Source organism: Carboxydothermus hydrogenoformans Z-2901, assembly GCF_000012865.1.
Lineage (GTDB): Bacteria > Bacillota > Z-2901 > Carboxydothermales > Carboxydothermaceae > Carboxydothermus > Carboxydothermus hydrogenoformans.
On the sequence record NC_007503.1, the window covers coordinates 1,663,488 to 1,682,453 of the forward strand.

The following is an 18,966-nucleotide window of genomic DNA, read 5'->3' on the forward strand; positions in this document are numbered from 1 at the left end:
CCCTCTCCGGAGAGTTTAATTTTTCATAAACTTTTTAAGCAAAAACTATACCAATCCCAAAAGGCTCAAAAATCGGGATAGAGATAAAAAAAATCCATGACAATTTGTCATTTGCTGTGACAAAATGTCATGGATGGCAAGTCACGTTTTAAGTTATTTCTTTAATTGGTATTCCTCAATTTTACGATAAAGATTGCGGACGCTAATTCCTAAAAGTTCGGCGGCCTTGGTTTTATTCCATTGAACCGCCTCTAAAACCTGTTTAATATATCTTTTTTCCATTTCTTCCAGAGTATAAATCTTCTTCGGTGCCTCTTCCCGGGGAAGACAGCCAAAAAGGTCTTCCTTTTGGATTTTATCCCCGGTGCTGAGCAACAGCCCCCGTTCCAGGATATTGAAAAGTTCCCGAACATTCCCGGGATAATCGTAACTCATAAGTGCCTGCAAAGCCTCCGGAGTAAGTTCCTTTTTTACCCCGTTACCCGCCTTTTGCAAAAAGTACTCAACCAGTAAGGGAATATCTTCTTTTCGCTCCCGCAGAGGCGGAACCCGTATCTTAATAACATTCAGCCGGTAATATAAATCTTCCCGGAAATTACCTTTCGCCACTTCTTCCTCCAGATTCCGGTTGGTAGCCGCTATTACCCGAACATCCACTTTGCGTAAGCGTATATCACCAACTCGCCGGAATTCACCGGTTTCCAGAAACCGCAAAAGTTTTACCTGTAATCCCAGTTCCATTTCCCCGATTTCATCTAAAAACAGAGTCCCGCGGTGAGCGCTTTCAATTAAACCGATTTTTGTAGTTATGGCTCCGGTAAAAGCCCCTTTTTCATAACCGAAGAGCTCGCTTTCCAGAAGTTGGGCCGGTAGGGCTCCGGAGTTGATAGCTATTAACGGTTGTTGGGCTCTACTACTCCACTGGTGAATCGCATTGACAATTAATTCCTTACCGGTACCGCTTTCTCCCTCAATCAGCACCGGTGAGTCGGAAGCCGCCACCTTTTTCGCTAACTCCAGCACCCTGGTAATGGCTTTACTTTTACCTACAATTACTTTGGAACTTCTATCCCTTAGCAAAACTTCTTTCATCCCCAAATTTTCTTCCAGTAACTGCCTTTTCTCGTAAGCTTTTTGCAGGGTAATTTCCAGCTCTGCCAGATTACAGGGTTTGGTTAAATAATCATACGCCCCAAGCTTCATCGCTCCAATAGCCGATTCTATGGTACCGTGCCCGGTAAGGATAATCACCTGAAGATTTTCATCTAATTGCCTGGCCCGTTGCAGCAGTTCTATTCCATCAATTCCCGGCATCTTAATATCAAAAATTGCTAAATGAAAAGTTTCTTCCTTTAAAAATTGGAGAGCCTCTTCACCGGTTGCCGCTCCCTTAACTTCATAGCCTTTCCGGGTTAACCGTTGAATAAGCAAATCCCGAAAATTTTCCTCATCATCAACTACCAGAACTTTAATTGTTTCCTTCATCTTTCTCACCTTCTTTCCGCTCCATCGGCAAAATAATAGTTACCGTTGTTCCCTTACCTAAACTGCTGCTAATTTGGATATCCCCCTTCATTTCTTTAACAATACCGTAACAAATGGATAGTCCCAGTCCGGTACCTTTACCCAACGGTTTTGTAGTATAGAAAGGATCAAAAACTCTCTTCAGCTCCTCCTGGGCAATGCCTGTTCCGGTGTCGATTATTTTAATTACTAAATCTTTTTCTCTTTTTTCAGTAACCAGTTTAAGCCGTCCTCCTGTTGTTTCCATAGCATCCAGAGCATTACCGATAATATTGAGCAAAACCTGTTGTAGCTGGGAGAGGTCCCCTTTAACCACAGGCAAATCTACATTAAATTCCTTCTCAACCTGAATGCCAAGTTGTTTAATCCGGTGATTAACCAGGGCCAAAGTATCTTCCAGCAATTCGTTAAGATTTATGTCAATCATATGACCGGCAGGTTGTCTGGCAAAATTTAACAAACTTCCGGTAATTTTTTTACACCTTTCGATCTGTTTACCGATTACCTGTAAGTATCTCGCCAATTCCCCGGAGCGGTGAAGCTCCCTTACATCTTCTTCAGCAATCCTCTCCAACAGGTCTTCAGCATAAGCCGAAACAGTAGCTAAAGGGTTATTAATTTCATGGGCTACTCCGGCAGCCAGTAACCCTAAAGCCGCCATTTTTTCCGTTTGAATAAGTTCTGCAGATTTTTGTTTTATCTGTTGCGTCATAAAGTTAAAAGCATCTACCAATTGCCCGATTTCATCATCGGTAGTTTTGGGTAAAACAAAGTTCAGGTCTCCGGCAGCCACCCGCCTGGCTCCCTGTTCTAAAACTTCAATAGGTTTCGTAAAACGCAAAGCAAAAAGAATACTGGTTATCACAACCAACACTACCACAAAAAATGTTATTATTAGAAACTTAAACTTCAAAGCAGTAATGGGTTTGTAAGCTTCACGAACCGGGATTTCCATAACCGCTGCCCACCCTAATTTTTTTATAGGTGCATAAACCCCCAATACTTTCTCGCCGTTAAAAGAAACATATCTTAAAGGCAACGTACCTTCATATTCCTTTCCTTCCATAAAACGGCGGACAGCAAGGCTGGAGTTTACCGGAGTTTGTCTTAAAACCTGACTGAAATCTTCATGGGCAATTAATTTCCCATCATTATTAACCACAAAAATGTCGCCGTCTTGGTTACCGTACTTGGCCAGGACGGTATTCATAACAGGCCTTAAATTAACCTGAACATAAAAACCACCTTTAATTTCCCGGGTCAACAAACTTTTCACCGGGATAATTAAACTGACCATGGTTCGCCGGTCAGCAGTCTGATAGCTTTTGACCATTCCTTCTTTGCTTAAGAGTTCCGGATCTACTTGGGACAGTTTTTGGGGAGTAATTACTTCCCGTTTGGAAACCCGGGCAACTTCTCTTCCCCGCTCGTCCAGAAGACTAATATCTTCAACGGCCGGTATATCCCGTAAAAAGATATAAAGGAATTTTTCCTGGCTTTCCCGGTTCTGCTGCAAAAGCGCTTCCCCGAAAACATTACCGGCAGCGGAAATTTTATCTTCTATTTCGGAAATCAACTGACCGATATCCATAGCTATTCCTTTTACCAGATCAGTATTCCGCTGCTGAATGGATACCAGTAAATCCTTTTCGGCTGCCCGAACATTTAGATAGGCCAGTGACACCAGAGGTATAATGGACATAAGAATACCAAAGGCTAAAACCTTAATTTTTATCCTTTTCCAAAATTTCATCGCAAATCGCCTCAATTTTACTTAATTACAGTTTTAGCAAAACTCAATCCGGTTGCATTAAGCTTAAGTCCTAACTTCTTTGCTGTACGCAGATTTACCACCAATTCCAGATTATCCGGTGTTTCTACAGGAATCTGTTCCGGTTGCTGGCCCTGGAGTACTTTGGCTACAATCCTGGCTCCCTGATACCCCTGGTTGTACATGGAAACTCCATAAGCGGCAAAATAACCCCGGTCCGCCTCCTGCTCAAAAATACCCATAACCGGAATCTTATATTGCAGAGAAAGGTTTAATAAATCCTGGGTTAAAGTTTCCAGCAAAAAACTGGATAAAGGAAGAATAGCATCAAATCCTTTTAGGGAATGTTGGTTCAATTTCGTTTTAAATTCAGCCCGTGAACTTACTGCTATGGTTTTTATTTCTATTCCCAAATCTTTTGCTGTATCTTTAACAATTTTCAAACTGGTATAACTGGGAGGTACCTTAGGGTCATAAAGAACGATAACCTTGTTCACCGACGGCAGCAACTTCTTCAACAACTCCAGCCTTTTTCCGGCCAGCTCCGCATGATAATTATCCACCCCGGTAATTTGTCCTCCCGGTTCGATAAAGCTTTTTACCAGACCACCTTCTACCGAAGAAGCAGCTCCGATAAAAACAATGGGAGTGTCTTGATCCTTAGCTGCTCTTTTCAGGGCATCCGCTTCCACACCTCCGGTGGCGACCAGCACATCCGGCTTCTCCTGGACTAACTTTCGGGCTAAAGGCAACAGCTGTTCCCGCTCACCTTCGGCATTTAAAATAATATAGTTAATATCTTTTCCCTCGATAATCCCTAAATCCGCTAAACCTTGCTTAAGACCCACGATTTTTTCCGCCTTTATACCGCTGGCAGCTAAGATCCCTACAGTCCATTTGGCTTTCTCCGGTTGGGCACCGACCTCGCAGCCTGCTATAAAAATTATTCCGATTATTAATCCTAAAAAGGTAATTTTTTTCACCATGCTAAAACACCTCTTTCTAACAACAGTTCTTGCTCTTATAATAGCACAGAATACGCAAAAAGGGCTGTCCCCACAGTACTACAAAACCATTAACACCTAAGAAAAAAAGAGGCTCCTGGTTTCCCTGAAGCCTCTTTTTATTTACAAAATCATTTAATCTTGGCCTTAAGTGCTTACTGTAATTAATTTCTTTTTTCCTTTGGCTAAATAAAGCGCCTCATCAGCAGTTTTAAAAAGCTGGTCTTTATCGTTTAAGTCGCTTTCCTGCATTGAAGCAATACCAATACTTACGGAAATTCTAACACGACTTTGCCCAAAAACAAAATCATAATTTTCTATCTGGGTTTTAATGCGTTGGGCAATATTTAAAGCTTCCTGTTCTGTAGTTTCCCAAAGCACAACCGCAAATTCATCTCCACCCCAGCGCACGATAATATCTACTTTTCTGGTAACATTTTTTAGAATCTCGGCAACCTTTTGCAATACTGTATCTCCTGCAAGGTGCCCGTAAAGGTCGTTTATATTTTTAAAATTATCAAGGTCGAGTAAAATTAAGGAAATTGGACCTTTGGTTTTTATATTGTATAACTTCTCATTAAAATAATTTCGATTAAATAGCCCGGTAAGCGCGTCGGTATTTGCTTGAACGCTTACTTCTTTAAAAAGCAAACTAAGCCCTATGGCCCAAATTACCTGAAACATTAAAAAAAAGTTCCAGATCAAATCTCCATCCTTTTTTAAAAAATATAATATAAATGTTAAAAGCAATCCTCCGATTAATAATAAATTAAAGGCCAAGCTCTTTCTTCCCGCTCGCACTTCCTTTTTGCCCCCAACTTAGCAAAATTACCCTCAGATATTTTTATTTTAATACATAAAAAGCTTTTTGCAAATAATATCTTTATGCTATTTGCCAATCTGCTCTTTTCCCAAAATGTCTTTTTGACTTCTGTTTTTGTTAAAATGTTCCACTATGTACTGATCTATTTTTTGACTAATTTTTAGGATAATTTCTTTATTCATGTTCATTCTGGCGGCGTTATATAAGATATTTCTGGCAACTTCAATTTTATCCACTTTACCCACCCTGCTCACTCCCGATATATTTTTTTACATCATTTTACATAATTTTATGCTAATTGCCAATAATATTTTTATGCTAATTGCAAATTTTTCTTTATAAAGAATTCCGATAAAGTTATATCCACAGGGAGTGAGCAAACTTGGAAATCAATACTAAAGCTATCGGGCAAAGAATTCGGGAAGAAAGGGAAAAGCTTGAGCTTTCCCGGGAAGAATTTGCCGAAATTCTCGGGCTTTCGGATTATTACGTAGGACAATTAGAACGGGGAGAGCGGCAAATGAGCCTTCCCGTCTTAGTTAACATCGCCCAGTGCTTGCATGTATCTTTAGATTACCTTATCTTTGGAAGTACCCCTTTTGAACCGTCCGGAGTTCAGGAAAATATTTCATTTTATAATTTTTTGCAAAATCTTGATCCAGAATTGCTAAGCTTGCTTTCTAAATGCTCCCATGATGAATTGGAATTGTTCAAAAAGCTTATCAAAACCATCCTCCCTTATCTGGGTAAAAAGCCGGTCCCTTAAGAGACCGGCTTTTCTACTTATTTTTTAATTTTAACCGTTACCGAAAGCCCCGGAATAAGCCCTTCCGGCTTTTCCAAAAGCTTAATTTTTACCGGTATCCGTTGACTTACCTTCGTAAAGCTTCCGGTAAAACTGTCAGCGGAAAAGAGGTTAAAGGTCGATTGGGTTGCCCGGCCTATAGATTCAACCTTGCCGGATAAGACTTTCCCCCCCAAAGCATCCACGTAAATTTTAACCGAAGCTCCAACCTTAACTCCGCTTATCTCTTTCTCCAGGATGTTAGCGGTAACGTAGAGGTTATTAAAGTCCGCCAGGGATACGGCAGCCTGGCCTGGAGCCAAAATTTCCCCGGGCTTTACCCAGACTTTGACTACCTCACCTTTTACCGGTGCTTTTACCTCGGTCGCATCCAGGTTTAATTTGGCAAGTTTTAAAGCTGCTTCCTGGGCTTTAACTTGAGCTTCTACCGCTTTGACGTCTTCGAGCTGGGCACCGTTTAGGGCCAGATCAAGTTTACTTTTAGCAGCTTTTACGCCGGCTTGCGCGGTATTCATTTGGGTCTTGGCCGCTAACTGCTGGTACTTTAACTGGGCAATTTGCTTTAAAAGTTCATTGGCCTGGTCTTTTACCTCCTGGGGGGTAGCTGGATTTGCCAGTAAGGGCTTTACAGCATCATATTTTTTCTGAAGGTCATCTATGTCTTTACTTAGCTGCTCGTATGATTCCTTGGCCCCATTATAGCCAGCCAGCGCTTGTTCATATAAAGCCCTGGCTGCGTTTACATCCTCAACCCTGGCTCCTTTTAACACCTTTTTTAACTGCATCTGAGCTGCACTTAATCCCGCCTGGGCCTGCTCTAACTGAGCTTTAGCTAAATCATCCTCAAATTTTACTAAAAGCTCACCTGCTTTTACCTCATCACCTTCCTGAACTTTCACTTCCTTTACTTTACCGCCGGTTTTGCCGCCAATACTGTAAATATCGGCAGTCACCTTGGCATCATCGGTAGTAACGTAATTTTTACTGTCAAGGTAAGCATAAATTCCATAACCAGCTCCTAAAAGCACAATAACCAAAACTATTGCTAAAAACTTTTTCTTCAATTCCGGCACCTCCCTTTAAAATTCCGCCACAGGTAATTTTTCTTTTTCTTCCTGGTTTTTTCTTTCCTCTTTCAAAAAGAAAGTAAGGATAACCCCAAAAACCATAATAAAAGCCGTTACCAAGATCGCATCGGTAATCGCTTTGGCATACGCTACCTGATAAAGTCGCATAGCAATTACCCCCATAGCTCCTTTGACCGAAACAAGAGGTGAAACACCCATAAAGCTCAAGCCACTTTTAAGGAAATTAACGGTATTCTGAAATACCGGAGAAGCCTGATTCAAGCCTTCCACCATACGGGCAGTGTGAAAAGCCACCCGTTGCTGGGTAATTGTGGTGATAATCGCCACCCCCAGAGAACTACTTACCTGACGTAAGGTATTATTGATGGCCGATGCCCTCCCCACCTGATAATTAGGCAGAGCATTCATGCCAGCAGTATTTACCGGCATCATCGAAAAACCAATCCCCATCGCCCGGATGATTAATAAAGTTTGCAACCACCAGAGTTCGGTATTAATGTGCGTAAGAGATAGGCCATAGGAACTTATAATCGCCAGGGTTAATCCAAATAGCACTACCGGCTTTGCCCCAAAACGGTCAAAAAGACGTCCCGCAATAGGCATCACCAAACCCGAAGCCAACGCCGCCGGAAGCATAATGAGCCCCGTATCCATCGGCGGATAACCCCGCAAATTTTCAAAGAAAATAGGAAAAAGAAAAAGGCCACCAAAAAGTCCCATGGTATTAATCATGGTAATGACAAGACTCATTGCAAAGGTTGGATTTTTTAAAACGCTTAAATCCAAAAGGGGCTCCGGGCTTTTAAGTTCAAAATAAGTAAAAAGTGTCAGCGATAAAGCAGAAAGCCAGAAAAGGAACAGTATTTTGGCCGAACTCCAGCCCCAATCGGTCCCTTTACTCAGCGCTAAAAGGAGGGCAAAAAATCCCACCGATGAGGTGATAAAACCTGGTAAATCAAAGGTAGCATGGGGCCGGCGCACCGATTCTTTTAAAAACAGAAGCGCCATGACCATGCCAAAAAGACCGATGGGAATGTTAATGGTAAAAATTAGCCGCCAGTTAAAATACTCCACTAAATAGCCGCTTAAGGTCGGACCAATGGCCGGGGCTACCATCACCGATATCCCCCAGATCCCCAACGCCATCCCCCGCTCTTCCTTGGGAAAGGTATTGAAAATAATCGTCATGGACGCAGGCATCATCATCCCGCCGCCTATGGCCTGAACTACCCGGGCAGCAATCATCGAGTTATTGCTCCAGGCAAAACCACATAAAGCAGAGCCCAAGGTAAAGAAAAAGAGGGCAGCAATGTACAATCTTTTATAACCGTAAGTATCGCCCAGGTAGCCGGTAACGGGAATGACCACACCCATCACTAACATATAACCGGTTAAAACCCACTGAATTTCTTCGGTACCCACCGCAAAGACCTGCATCATCTTGGGAATGGCAATATTGACGATGGAGGTGTCGAGGATAGCCATGAAAGTGCCTATAACCACCACAAACATGGTAAGCCATTTATTTTCCCCAAAATTATGCCGCTGGTGCTCCAAGCTCTCACCCTCTTTACAGTTCAAGTTTTTGTTGTAGCTCCTTAATCTTTTTCCAGTAGTGTTCCTTAACCTCTGGTTCTATCTCACTGAGAAAAGCATTAAAAAGTTTGGGCAAGTCATGATGATGGAAAAAATGGTGTTCTGCTAAATGGACTACTACCGGATGCCTGGTCCATATACCAATAGTCTCATTTTCCCCTCCTTCTTCAGCTAAAAGAAGCTCATCATCATCAATAATCAGCTGAAACCCCAAGCTTCCTCTTTTTTTTAAAACCGTTTTTTCCGGTGTTAAGATTACAGGATCAAATTCCTGTAATTCTTCCCCCTTTCCAATCAATGTTAACTCGACAGCCACCTGCCTTTGCCTGGCGTTTTCCAGCAGCTCCTGGTAGGGTAAAACCATTGCCATTGAAGCCAGTAATTTAATATTTTTCGTTGCTTTCTGGAGCATTTCCCGAATTCTTCCGGCTATTTGTTCACCATTTAAATGGATTACCCTTTCTTTCGCACCTGGGGGAGTTAAGGCTTCTAAAGCTTTTTTCGCTTCGCTAATTTTTAAGGAAAACTCCTCTTTTAACCGCTCCAAATATTCCGGTGGCGGTTCAGCCAGATACTTTACCGGTTCACCTTGAATTTTCTGCACCGCACCTTTTTCTATAAGCTTATTCAAGGTCTGGTATATCATTGACCGGGGAATCCCGGAGTTTTTGGCCACCTCGTAGCCGGTAGCTTCCCCCAAGTTTAGTAAAGCAAGGTAAGCTTTTGCCTCATACTCACTAAAGCCCAAAGCCTTTAACTTTTCTAACAATAAAATCTCCCTCCATAGTAGTTATATGTATAACTACTTTAAAATTTTAGCTACTATTCGGAAAAAAGGCAAGAAAAATCTTGTTTCAAGTTAAAAAAACTTTCCCAGTAATTCTTGACAACTCCTTAACACTTTCCTGAAAGGTTCACAACACCTTACGGCTATTATTTAAGTAAGCTCCAAACGTGGGGCAAATACAAAAAATTTATGGAGGTAGATATCATGAAAAAACAAAATTGGTTCAAAAGGTTAGCGGCAGGTTTAGTAATTGGAGGAGTTTTACTGGCAACAGTCCCCGCCACCATTTTTGCCGCTGAGACAACTACAACTACTCCTGCAGTAGTTCAAACCATGAAGGGGTACGGGGCAAGGCTTGGTCAAACTTTCGGCAGCATGCTGGATTCCATCGCTAAATTCTTGGGAATTGACACTACTACTTTAATAACGGAACGGCAAAGCGGTAAATCCCTGGCCCAGATAGCCAAAGAAAAGGGTAAAAGCGAAACTGACCTGGTAAACTTCATCGTCAAAGAAAGAACCGCTCAATTAGAACAACTTGTCAAAGACGGGAAAATAACTCAAGCTCAAGCGGATTTAGCAAAATCCCAGATGGTTGAGCGGGTAAAAGCCAACATCAACAAAACCACTGTCGGAGGCAACGGTTATGGCAAGGGAAGAGGTATGGGACAAGGTAAAGGCCAGTTTAGAGGCCAGGGCCGGGGACAGGCCGGTAACTGCATCTATACAACCCCCAGCACTACAAACTAAATAAAAAAGCACCTTAAAGCAAAGAGGCTTCTGGTTTCCCAGAAGCCTCTTTAATTATTTAAAGTTATTTTTCTAAAGTCCGCAACTTTTCACAAGTCGCACCATCGTTAACCTGTCCGGCCCATTGGACTATATATATTCCTAAAAGAATAACCATCGTTCCAGCAATAAACTCAAAAGTTATCTTTTCTCCTAATATTGCCCAAGCAAAAAAGCTTGCCAATACCGGTTTTATAAAAAACACCATCGATCCATTCCCTGCACTAATGTTAGTTAAACCCAAAAAATACGTGTAATAGGCTAAACCTGTAACAAAAAAAGTCAAATAAGCCATTGGTAAAATTGCTTTAGGCTGAAGGGAAAAAAGTGGGTAGTGTTTTAGTAAGATTATAGGTAGTAAGAATACACTTCCCAAGATAAAGGAAAAAGAATTCATTATTACACTGTCGGTTTTTTGCGAAAACCTTTTACCCAAAACCGTGTAAAGCCCATAGGTTACCGCAGCTAAAATTAGCATCAGAATTCCATAAACATGGGAAATTCCTAATTCTAAATCTTTATAAAAGACAATTACTACCCCAACGATTCCAATAAAAAGCCCCAAGATTTTTTGGAAGTTCAATTTTTCATCCAAGATTAAATAAGCAAAAAGCACCACAAAGAGCGGATTTGAGCTAAAAATCGCCGCTGCCAAACTTGCTTTAGTCATATTAATACCTATTTGCAAAAATGACATACTTAGAACCACATTTAACAGACCAATCAAAAATGCAAACAAAAAATCACTGCCCGTAAGTTTTACATTTTTTCGCTTTATATTACTTAGAGCCACAGGCAAAAGGACAAATCCTCCAAAGAAAAATCTTAAAAAATTTAATTGAAAAGGATTAACCAGTCCTGCTAATGCTCTGCCTACTACTTCATACGTACTAAACAACACTACCGTAATTCCTAAATAAAGATAACTTTTATTCACTGCAAATTTCCTCCTACAATTTTTACTTAAAAATAGAAATTATAATATGAAATAACATGAATTATCTTAATATTTTTTATTGTTAAAAAACCGCCCATTAAATGCTTAACAGGTTTTATTATACCATAAATAACAGTATTTGTGACTTATGGTACATAATTATATTTTTAATTTTTTGTTAAAGATAAGTAGCGATTAACAATTAACTAATCCTTTTTTCAATTGAAACTAAAAAATAAACCCTGCAAATAATAAAACCTGCAGGGTTTCTCAAAATTTAAAGGTTTGTAAAATATTTCCATCATTCATTTTTTCGACAAAAACATTAATTTCCTTTAACGAACAATTCTAACTTTTTAACCTGTAGGTCAGTTTTTCCGGCTTAGGTTTGCTGAAATATCTATTCTTTTTCTAACCAGCCTAACCCGATTTAACTTTCTATTAAAAATTGTTTTTATTAAAAAACTTTAATATAATTTCCATGAAAATACATCTGACTGAGATAGATGATGGTTTAAATTTAAAGATGAAACGTTTACATAAGACCGCAATACCATGAGCAATTGGAGCAAATATGTTTTATAACTTTAGCTATTGCCATGCAGGAGATTGGTCTTAAACATTCTCCTGCTTTTTGTTTACTTTTCTCTTGCTTGCACGTCTTTATAAGTGAGAATGGCTTTAAGGAGGAGGGGTTAATGTGGCAGGAATTGTACCGAATTGTCTATTACTATTTACTTAAACTTGGGTTATCCCATGCCGATGCGGAAGATATAGCACAAGAAGTCCTATTGTCTACATACTTACATTTAGACAGTATCCAAGATGGAAATTTGAAATTTTATGTTTTGGCCACGGCAAAAAATAAGTACATTGACTTTTTTAGAAAGAATAAAAGGGAATTCACTGTACCATCTCTTGGTGATTTTGATGTAAACAACTTCTCAGAAATCCATCAAATCGAAAATAAAGAAGTACTAAAAAAAGCAATTAATAAGCTTAATCTTACCGAACAGAAACTTTTTTACTTGAAGTACTATTTAGGAATGACAAATCCTGAAATTTCATCTTTGCTTAAAATTAGTCCAGCTTCAGTTAAGACAATGCTGTGGAGACTAAGAAAAAAGGTAAAGGAATATTTAGAAAAGGAGGATGAAAATTAAATGGCTGAAAATGAAAATTTTGAAAATGTTAATAATAAGATAAGTTTTGATGAAAAAGCTTTTTTACGTAAAGCTCGTTTTATAAGCATTCTTCGTATTACATTGATTTCTTTAGGAGTGGCTATTGGTATATTTGTATTGTCCTTTGTAATCCCCGAAATAATGCTGCAGAATCAAGAAAACCGCATCGATAGTATCTATCCAGAACTTATTAAATTCAGCGAACCCAACACCTTTGTCCTTTCAGGAGAAAGCTACAATGTTAGATTGTTTGGTCGCCAAAAGAAGTATTACCTATTAAGATTGATAGGCAATAAACCTTATCCGGCCGGAGCATTAACTGTTGATTTTGATGTTTGGGGTGGAGAACAAATTAAGGGAAACCAAGCCTTTACTCTCCCAGAGGGAGAAAAAGAATATCTTGCGCCCTATGCTGTACCCAAATTAAAATTTTACCACCCAGCTGCAAATTACGAAAAAATTAATATAGAATTTAATATCCTAAAAAATATACCCAAAGATTATTATGTGGAAATGGCCCTCTCATTCAGGAAGCCTTTAACACTTGATGAAATGAAAACCATTATGCCTGGTGATTTAAAGTTAATGTGGGGGGCTGTATGTGTTTTTTCAGAAAAAGATTATGCGAAAAACAGTTATCTTTCCGAAAGATTGGTTGGAAATCCTTACCTTGATAAAACCAATGGAGAAAAACAATTACTTAAAGAACTTGAATGGCTTAGTAATGTTCCGAGTCATCATGCGAAGAATCTAAAAAGAACCGTAAGCTACTTGAAAGAAAATGGTATTAAATATTATGGGGTAGTTGTAGTAGGAAATCCAGATACCCTTGCAAAATTATCTTCCAATCCAATGATAAGAGCTGCGGTTTTAGGAATAGTTACAAGACCAGAATAGGATAATAATTAGCGCAGGAGCAACCCTTTTCCTTAAACCCTTTCTTGCCAAACGTATAAACATTGTATAAACTTAAATCAAAAATGAGGTGATCCTATGTATTCTACCATTCAAAAGTGAGGCAACAGGCATGCCCTTAGGATTCCTAAGGCTATTTTAGAAAAAGTTTCCATTCAAGAAAACGATAAAGTCGAAATAATTGTAGACCAAGATGCAATCCTCATCCGTAAAGCCAAACCTAAATATAAAAATCTCGATGAACTTTTTGCTAACTAATCTAACGCTTTCTAAAAAGTATTTAGGTAAAGTATAATTATTCCAATATTTTTTCAAACTCGATTTCATGCAAAATAGGTATGCCGTCAAACCCGTATAATGGAATTTCCGGTTTTAATTTTCTTGCTTTTTTTACCGCATTTAAATAAAGAGCCGCCATGTTAAATCCCCGTTTCTGGTAAAAACGAATCGCCTTTAGATTATCATTGGTGGTAATAAGCCAAACTCTTTTACATCCTTGTTTTTTTGCCTCACTTAGCACACAATCAATTAGTTTACTGCCTATACCCTGATTTTCTTTTAAACTATCAAGGGATACTATTTCACATTCCCCGTCTTCTATATGATAAGTTAGTAATCCCACTATTCTTCCCTCATCTAAAGCTACAAAACCCGGAAGTTTATCTACATAGTGCACCTTACCTTTAGCAACCATTATCGGCGCACCCCAGTGCTCGGTAAAAAAATTAAAAACTTCTTTTCTTATGGTTTCATCAATGGGTATTATTTTCAATGCTTCTCACCTTCTTAAAAGCTATTCTGTTTTTTATTTCGGTAATATTTTCTTTTAGTTCCTATTATTTCCTACACATCCCCCTTTAGTCCAATAACATCTGCTACTTTCCGCATACCTTTAATAGTTTCTTCGATTAATTTGTCTAATTCCATCCCCAGCATTTTTGCTCCCTCTTCAATAACCTCTCTATTTACTCCTGCGGCAAAACCCTTTTGCTTCCATTTTTTCTTTACCGATTTTACCTCGAGATCCAGGATGCTTTTACTTGGTCGCATAAGAGCAGTAGCGGTAATCAATCCCGTTAATTCGTCAATTGCATATAGTACTTTTTCCATCCTTTCCACCGGTTCAACATCAGTACAAATCTTCCAGCCATGGCTTTCTATTGCCCGAATGTAATCTTCCGGCCAGTTTCTTTCGGTCAATATTTCTCTTACTTTCTTACAATGTTCATCAGGATACATTTCATAATCAAGGTCATGAATTAAACCGATAATTCCCCATTTTTCCTTATCTTCTTCGCCAAAAAGTTCGGCAAAGTGCAGCATTACCGCTTCAACCGCCAGGGCATGTTTAATTAAGCTTTCACTTTTGTTAAACTCTTTAAAAAGTTTAAATGCTTCTTCCCTATTGGGAACAATTTTTTCCATTACCCGCCACCCTCTTTCCGGCTAAAATTATTTTGGTAATTGTTAAGCCTTGGATATCCTGAACCTAAATTATATTAAATCTTCATCTTAAGTTTCTTCGACAAAAAACAGGAAATTCCTTCCTTAGCCGGGCTTTGAAAATGGTAGTTAATTACGAGTTACGCAAAACTTTAATGTAATAAATTATAAAAGCGCACCTTTTGGTGCGCCTGTAAGTTAAACTCTTTTAATATACTGGCCGGTACGGGTGTCAATTTGCAGTACATCGCCAACTTCCACAAAGAACGGAACCTGAACCACGTAGCCGGTTTCTAAAGTTGCAGGTTTGCTGCCACCGGAAGCAGTATCTCCTTTAATTCCCGGAGGGGTGTCGATTACTTTCAGTTCGACAAAGTTGGGTAATTCTACCCCGATAACCTTGTCTTTGAAAAACAGTACCCAGAGGTTGGTGTTTTCTTTAACGTAATTAATGGCATCGCCAAACTGCTCTTTGGTCAACGGAAACTGGTCATAGGTTTCCATATCCATGCAGTAGAAGTTATCGCCATCATTGTAGAGATACTGCACTTCCCGACGGTCTACGTGGGCTTTGGGAACTTTTTCACCGGCGTTAAAAGTTTTTTCAATTACGGCACCGGTCATTAAGTTCCGAAGCTTGGACCTGACAAAAGGGCTACCTTTTCCGGGCTTAACATGCTGAAATTCAATTACCTGATATACCTCTCCATCCAATTCAATGGTAAGCCCGGTGCGAAAATCGTTGGTTGAAATCATCCCAGAACCTCCTTAATTCTAATTTTTATTTGAGAAATCTTAGAGTATAATTAAATTTTTGGGAGAACGGGTTAAAACTTCAAAGCCGCTTTCGGTAACCAATACCGTATCTTCTATCCGTACCCCCCCGCTACCGGGGAGATAAATACCCGGCTCGATAGTTACCACCATCCCCGGCTGTAAAACCGCCTTCCCTTTAGGAGAAAGGCGTGGACCTTCATGGATATTTAAGCCTACCCCGTGGCCTAAACCGTGGCCAAAATACTCGGCATATCCTGCTTTGGCGATAATATCCCGGGCCACCCGGTCCACATCTACCGCCAGCGCTCCCGGACGAACGGCTTGTAAAGCCGCTTCCTGAGCTTCCAAAACTACATCATATATTTCAAGCATTTTTTCCGAAGGTTCCCCTATCGCCACCGTCCGGGTAATGTCGGAATGATACCCCTGGTATTTTGCCCCAAAATCCAGAGTAACCATTTCTCCAGAAACAATTTTTTTCTCCGATGCCACTCCGTGGGGCAGGGCGCCACGCTCTCCGGACGCAACAATGGTTTCAAAGGCTATATCTTCCGCTCCCGCTTCCCGCATAAACTTCTCTAACTCCCAGGCCACTTCCTTTTCGCTCATACCCGGAGTTAACTTTTTTAAAAGGTGGTTAAAGGCCGCATCGGCAATGGCACAGGCTTTTTTAATAACTTCCACTTCACCTTTATCCTTAATTTCCCGGAGTTCATCCACTATTTCCGGTAAACTTACCAGATTCACCCCTGAAGCTTTTTCGGAAAGTTCCCGGTAGTCTTTAAAGCTCAGGGCATCTCCTTCAAAATACAAAGTATCGATTTTTAATCCCTTTAAAAGCTCGGCTACCCGGGAATAAATCGTGTCTTCGTGTTTTTCTATGATAAATCCCGGGCATTGCTTGGTCGCCTGTTCCACATAGCGAAAATCGGTTATAAAATAATTTTTCTCGGGAGTAATCAACACCGCACCGGAACTTCCGGTAAAGCCTGCTATGTAGCGCACATTTTCTCTTTTGGTGATAAAATAGGCGTTAATTCCTTCTTTTAAAAGCTTTTTTTTAAGCTTTTCCACTCGCTCCATCGTTATCCCGCCTTTTTAGATAATCAATTAACGCTATTAAGCCAAGACGATAGCTATCCACCCCGAAGCCGGCAATGTAGCCGATACAAGCACCAGCGGTAACCGAATGTTGCCGGAACTCTTCCCTTTTATAAAGATTGGAAAGGTGGACCTCCACCGCCGGCTTTCCTACCGCCAGCAAAGCATCCCTTAAAGCAATGCTGTAATGGGTATAAGCACCGGGATTTATTAAAATCCCGTCTATTTCCCGGTAATACCGGTGAATAAGATCTATTAACTCCCCCTCACCGTTTTTCTGGTAAAAAATAATTTCCACCCCTTGATTTTCGGCAAAACCGGTAAGGTCCTTTTCTATTTCTTCTAAACTTACCTTGCCGTAAATTTCCGGTTCCCTAATTCCCAGAAGATTTAAATTCGGCCCGTTTAAAACCAGTATTTTCATTTTTCCACCCCAATCCTTGAAAATTGTATCATAATTTTAAATAAAAAAAAAGCCCGGTTAACCGGTTTGCCGGGCATGATCACCCAAAAGGCGTTCACGTTTTAAGTACTTAACAAATACTTTCGTAAGTTCAGGGTCAAACTGGGTTCCCGCACAACGCTGTAATTCCTCAATTGCTTCATCAAGAGTTTTACCTTTTTTATATGGCCGGTCGGTAGTCATGGCATCAAAAGAATCGGCCAGGGTCAATATTCTGACCCCTAAAGGTATTTCTTCTCCTTTTAAACCATAGGGATAACCTTTGCCATCATAACGCTCATGATGGTATAAAATATACGGCAAATATTTATCATAAATTTTTAAAGGCTGGATCAACTCCACCCCAAAAACCGGATGCTGCTTTAAAAGCTCCCATTCTTCGCCCGTTAAAGGTGTCTTTTTTCTTAACACCTCCCCGGGAATTTCTATTTTACCAACATCATGGAAAAATGCTCCCAGCTTAATCTCCTCGACCTTTTCCGGTGGAAGGCCCAGTTCCAGAGCCAGCGCCTCAGCATACTCGGCCACCCTTTCGGTATGCCCGTAAGTGTACTTATCCCGGGAGTTAATTATGGAAATAATGGTTTTTAAAGACACAATAATTTCCTCGTTAACTACACCGCTTTTACGTGAAAGCTCTTCTAAAACGGAAAAATAGCTTTTGGTAATGTTCTTCCCAAACTGCTTGGCCTGATACAGAGCATCTTTGGCTTTATTCATCAACTCTTCTGCTGTCTTACCATTTTCAGGATAAAAGGCAATGCCAAGGGAAGCAGCAATTACTCCTTTAGGAAATACTTCCCTTCCGGGAAAATCTATTTCACTTAAAAGCTTCTGGACCTTTTCCGCAAAGGAAAAAGCCTCCTCAATATTATTATAATCGGGAATTAAAAAAGCAAATTCATCTCCCCCCAGCCTTGCCAGGAAAGCCCTAAGTGGCTTTATCTCATTCAATTTTTCAGCAATTACACAAAGTAGCTCATCTCCAGCTTTTATACCGAAAGCATCGTTATACCGGCCAAATTCATCCAAATCGAGAAGGATTAAAGCAATCTTATTCCCATATTTTTCGGCAAATTTCAGGGATACTTCTAACTGCTCCATGAGGTAGCTGTAATTATAAAGTTTGGTAAGGGGATCTTTAACCACCATCCCTTCCAGTTCGGCAATCGTTGCTTTCAGCTTTTCTTCTAATTCAATCATCCTGGTAATATCCCGGGCAATTAAAAACATTTCTCGCCCTTTCCCTGGAAAGTCATAAAACTGGACATCAACCAAAAAAGAATATTTTTTCCCGTTTAACTTAATATTAATTGTTTCGTTCATAATAGGAGATCCGGTAGCTAAAGCTTTTCTTACCACCTCTAAACGTCTTAAAACCGCATGGGAAAGGTTGTTAAGGTTCTCATTAAGGTACTTTTCCGCTTCCGGGCCAATAACTTCCATAGCTTTTTTGTTCAAGTAAATGATATTGCCCTTTTCATCAAAAATTATCACGACATTTGGCGATTGCGCTACGGTTTTGAAAAAATAGAGGTAATTTTGCCGGTATTTTTCAAGGTAAAGAAGGTAGGTAAAAGCACCGGAAAACAGTGAAATCATCTCTAAAAAAGTATGAAACTCTACTCCCACATTCCCGGAAAGATGTGCTGCAACATAAACAACAATAAGGTAACCTACGTATAACCAGAATCCACTCCACCCAAGGTAGAGCGGTAATAAAAACATGGGAATTAACAAAAAAACCCAAAGGGGTAACTCTACCCCCAAACGCGCTGGAAACAGGATAAAAGCGGCAATGGTAAAAATAACGTTTATTAAAAAAACAATTTTTGCACTCAGGGGAAAACCCATCTGGTCTTTGGGTTTTGTTATTAATTTCCCACTCCTTTTCTTCATATAATTACCTCTTTTTCTTTTTTTAAGTATTTTACAATTATTTCAAAAAAGTTGCAATAT

The 18,966-nt window shown here is 39.9% G+C and carries 19 protein-coding genes and 1 pseudogene; 5 read left to right on the top strand and 15 right to left on the bottom strand.

Annotated features, from left to right (window positions below; translation table 11 throughout):
• Positions 1–153 precede the first annotated feature (153 nt).
• The 5 genes from CHY_RS08645 to CHY_RS08665 all read right to left on the bottom strand — a co-directional run bounded on the left by CHY_RS08645 (position 154) and on the right by CHY_RS08665 (position 5,367).
• Entirely contained in the window at positions 154–1,485 is a 1,332-nt protein-coding gene (locus CHY_RS08645; protein ID WP_011344749.1) for a sigma-54-dependent transcriptional regulator, read from the bottom strand.
• A complete protein-coding gene (locus CHY_RS12805) occupies positions 1,469–3,277 on the bottom strand; it encodes a sensor histidine kinase (RefSeq protein ID WP_011344750.1) in 1,809 nt (602 codons plus the stop codon). The genes CHY_RS08645 and CHY_RS12805 overlap by 17 nt, the downstream gene beginning before the upstream one ends.
• A 17-nt stretch (positions 3,278–3,294) precedes the next feature.
• A complete protein-coding gene (locus tag CHY_RS08655; protein ID WP_011344751.1) occupies positions 3,295–4,281 on the bottom strand; it encodes an ABC transporter substrate-binding protein in 987 nt (328 codons plus the stop codon).
• A gap of 165 nt (positions 4,282–4,446) precedes the next feature.
• Positions 4,447–4,983: a GGDEF domain-containing protein gene (locus CHY_RS08660; RefSeq protein WP_162485082.1), complete on the bottom strand. Its 537-nt coding sequence runs from the start codon at positions 4,981–4,983 to the stop codon at positions 4,447–4,449.
• A gap of 204 nt (positions 4,984–5,187) precedes the next feature.
• Positions 5,188–5,367 carry an aspartyl-phosphate phosphatase Spo0E family protein gene (locus CHY_RS08665; protein ID WP_011344754.1) on the bottom strand — a complete coding sequence of 60 codons (180 nt, stop codon included), beginning with the start codon at positions 5,365–5,367 and terminating at the stop codon, positions 5,188–5,190.
• 137 nt (positions 5,368–5,504) lie between these two features.
• On the opposite strand from CHY_RS08665, the gene CHY_RS08670 reads away from it, so the two are divergent.
• Positions 5,505–5,888, top strand: coding sequence for a helix-turn-helix domain-containing protein (locus tag CHY_RS08670; protein WP_011344756.1), 384 nt, complete (start codon positions 5,505–5,507; stop codon positions 5,886–5,888).
• A gap of 17 nt (positions 5,889–5,905) precedes the next feature.
• Here CHY_RS08670 and CHY_RS08675 read toward each other — a convergent pair whose 3' ends face one another.
• From CHY_RS08675 to CHY_RS08685, 3 genes are read right to left on the bottom strand one after another with little or no spacing between them, the layout of a single operon-like run.
• Positions 5,906–6,991 (bottom strand): HlyD family secretion protein, encoded by a 1,086-nt coding sequence (locus CHY_RS08675; protein ID WP_041537731.1) that lies wholly within the window; start codon positions 6,989–6,991, stop codon positions 5,906–5,908.
• Between the two features lie 15 nt (positions 6,992–7,006).
• Complete coding sequence (locus CHY_RS08680) at positions 7,007–8,572, bottom strand: DHA2 family efflux MFS transporter permease subunit (RefSeq protein WP_011344758.1); 1,566 nt, start codon at positions 8,570–8,572, stop codon at positions 7,007–7,009.
• 13 nt (positions 8,573–8,585) lie between these two features.
• Positions 8,586–9,380 carry a TrmB family transcriptional regulator gene (locus CHY_RS08685; RefSeq protein ID WP_011344759.1) on the bottom strand — a complete coding sequence of 265 codons (795 nt, stop codon included), beginning with the start codon at positions 9,378–9,380 and terminating at the stop codon, positions 8,586–8,588.
• A 222-nt stretch (positions 9,381–9,602) separates the two neighbouring features.
• Between CHY_RS08685 and CHY_RS12810 the strand changes: the two genes are divergently transcribed.
• Positions 9,603–10,148, top strand: coding sequence for a hypothetical protein (locus CHY_RS12810; protein ID WP_011344760.1), 546 nt, complete (start codon positions 9,603–9,605; stop codon positions 10,146–10,148).
• A 64-nt stretch (positions 10,149–10,212) separates the two neighbouring features.
• Here CHY_RS12810 and CHY_RS08695 read toward each other — a convergent pair whose 3' ends face one another.
• Complete coding sequence (locus tag CHY_RS08695; protein ID WP_011344761.1) at positions 10,213–11,124, bottom strand: DMT family transporter; 912 nt, start codon at positions 11,122–11,124, stop codon at positions 10,213–10,215.
• 698 nt (positions 11,125–11,822) lie between these two features.
• On the opposite strand from CHY_RS08695, the gene CHY_RS08700 reads away from it, so the two are divergent.
• The 3 genes and pseudogenes from CHY_RS08700 to CHY_RS13570 form a co-directional block, all read left to right on the top strand.
• Positions 11,823–12,287 (top strand): RNA polymerase sigma factor, encoded by a 465-nt coding sequence (locus CHY_RS08700; RefSeq protein ID WP_011344762.1) that lies wholly within the window; start codon positions 11,823–11,825, stop codon positions 12,285–12,287.
• Positions 12,288–13,205 carry a sigma factor regulator N-terminal domain-containing protein gene (locus CHY_RS08705; RefSeq protein WP_011344763.1) on the top strand — a complete coding sequence of 306 codons (918 nt, stop codon included), beginning with the start codon at positions 12,288–12,290 and terminating at the stop codon, positions 13,203–13,205.
• Between the two features lie 132 nt (positions 13,206–13,337).
• A pseudogene (locus CHY_RS13570) lies at positions 13,338–13,481 on the top strand (AbrB/MazE/SpoVT family DNA-binding domain-containing protein); the annotation flags it as partial.
• A 37-nt stretch (positions 13,482–13,518) separates the two neighbouring features.
• Here the strand turns inward: CHY_RS13570 and CHY_RS08710 are convergent.
• The 6 genes from CHY_RS08710 to CHY_RS12815 form a co-directional block, all read right to left on the bottom strand.
• Complete coding sequence (locus CHY_RS08710; protein WP_011344764.1) at positions 13,519–13,995, bottom strand: GNAT family N-acetyltransferase; 477 nt, start codon at positions 13,993–13,995, stop codon at positions 13,519–13,521.
• A 71-nt stretch (positions 13,996–14,066) separates the two neighbouring features.
• Positions 14,067–14,648, bottom strand: a complete 582-nt coding sequence (locus CHY_RS08715) for an HDIG domain-containing metalloprotein (RefSeq protein ID WP_011344765.1) — start codon at positions 14,646–14,648, stop codon at positions 14,067–14,069.
• 216 nt (positions 14,649–14,864) lie between these two features.
• The gene (gene efp, locus CHY_RS08720) at positions 14,865–15,422 is read right to left on the bottom strand and encodes an elongation factor P (RefSeq protein WP_011344766.1); all 558 of its coding nucleotides are present in this window, start codon (positions 15,420–15,422) and stop codon (positions 14,865–14,867) included.
• A 39-nt stretch (positions 15,423–15,461) separates the two neighbouring features.
• Positions 15,462–16,526, bottom strand: coding sequence for a M24 family metallopeptidase (locus CHY_RS08725; protein WP_011344767.1), 1,065 nt, complete (start codon positions 16,524–16,526; stop codon positions 15,462–15,464).
• On the bottom strand, positions 16,504–16,968 hold the full coding sequence (gene aroQ, locus CHY_RS08730) for a type II 3-dehydroquinate dehydratase (RefSeq protein WP_011344768.1): 465 nt from the start codon (positions 16,966–16,968) through the stop codon (positions 16,504–16,506). Before aroQ ends, CHY_RS08725 begins: the two co-directional genes overlap by 23 nt.
• A gap of 57 nt (positions 16,969–17,025) precedes the next feature.
• On the bottom strand, positions 17,026–18,906 hold the full coding sequence (locus CHY_RS12815; protein ID WP_049752094.1) for a bifunctional diguanylate cyclase/phosphohydrolase: 1,881 nt from the start codon (positions 18,904–18,906) through the stop codon (positions 17,026–17,028).
• Positions 18,907–18,966: the final 60 nt, after the last annotated feature.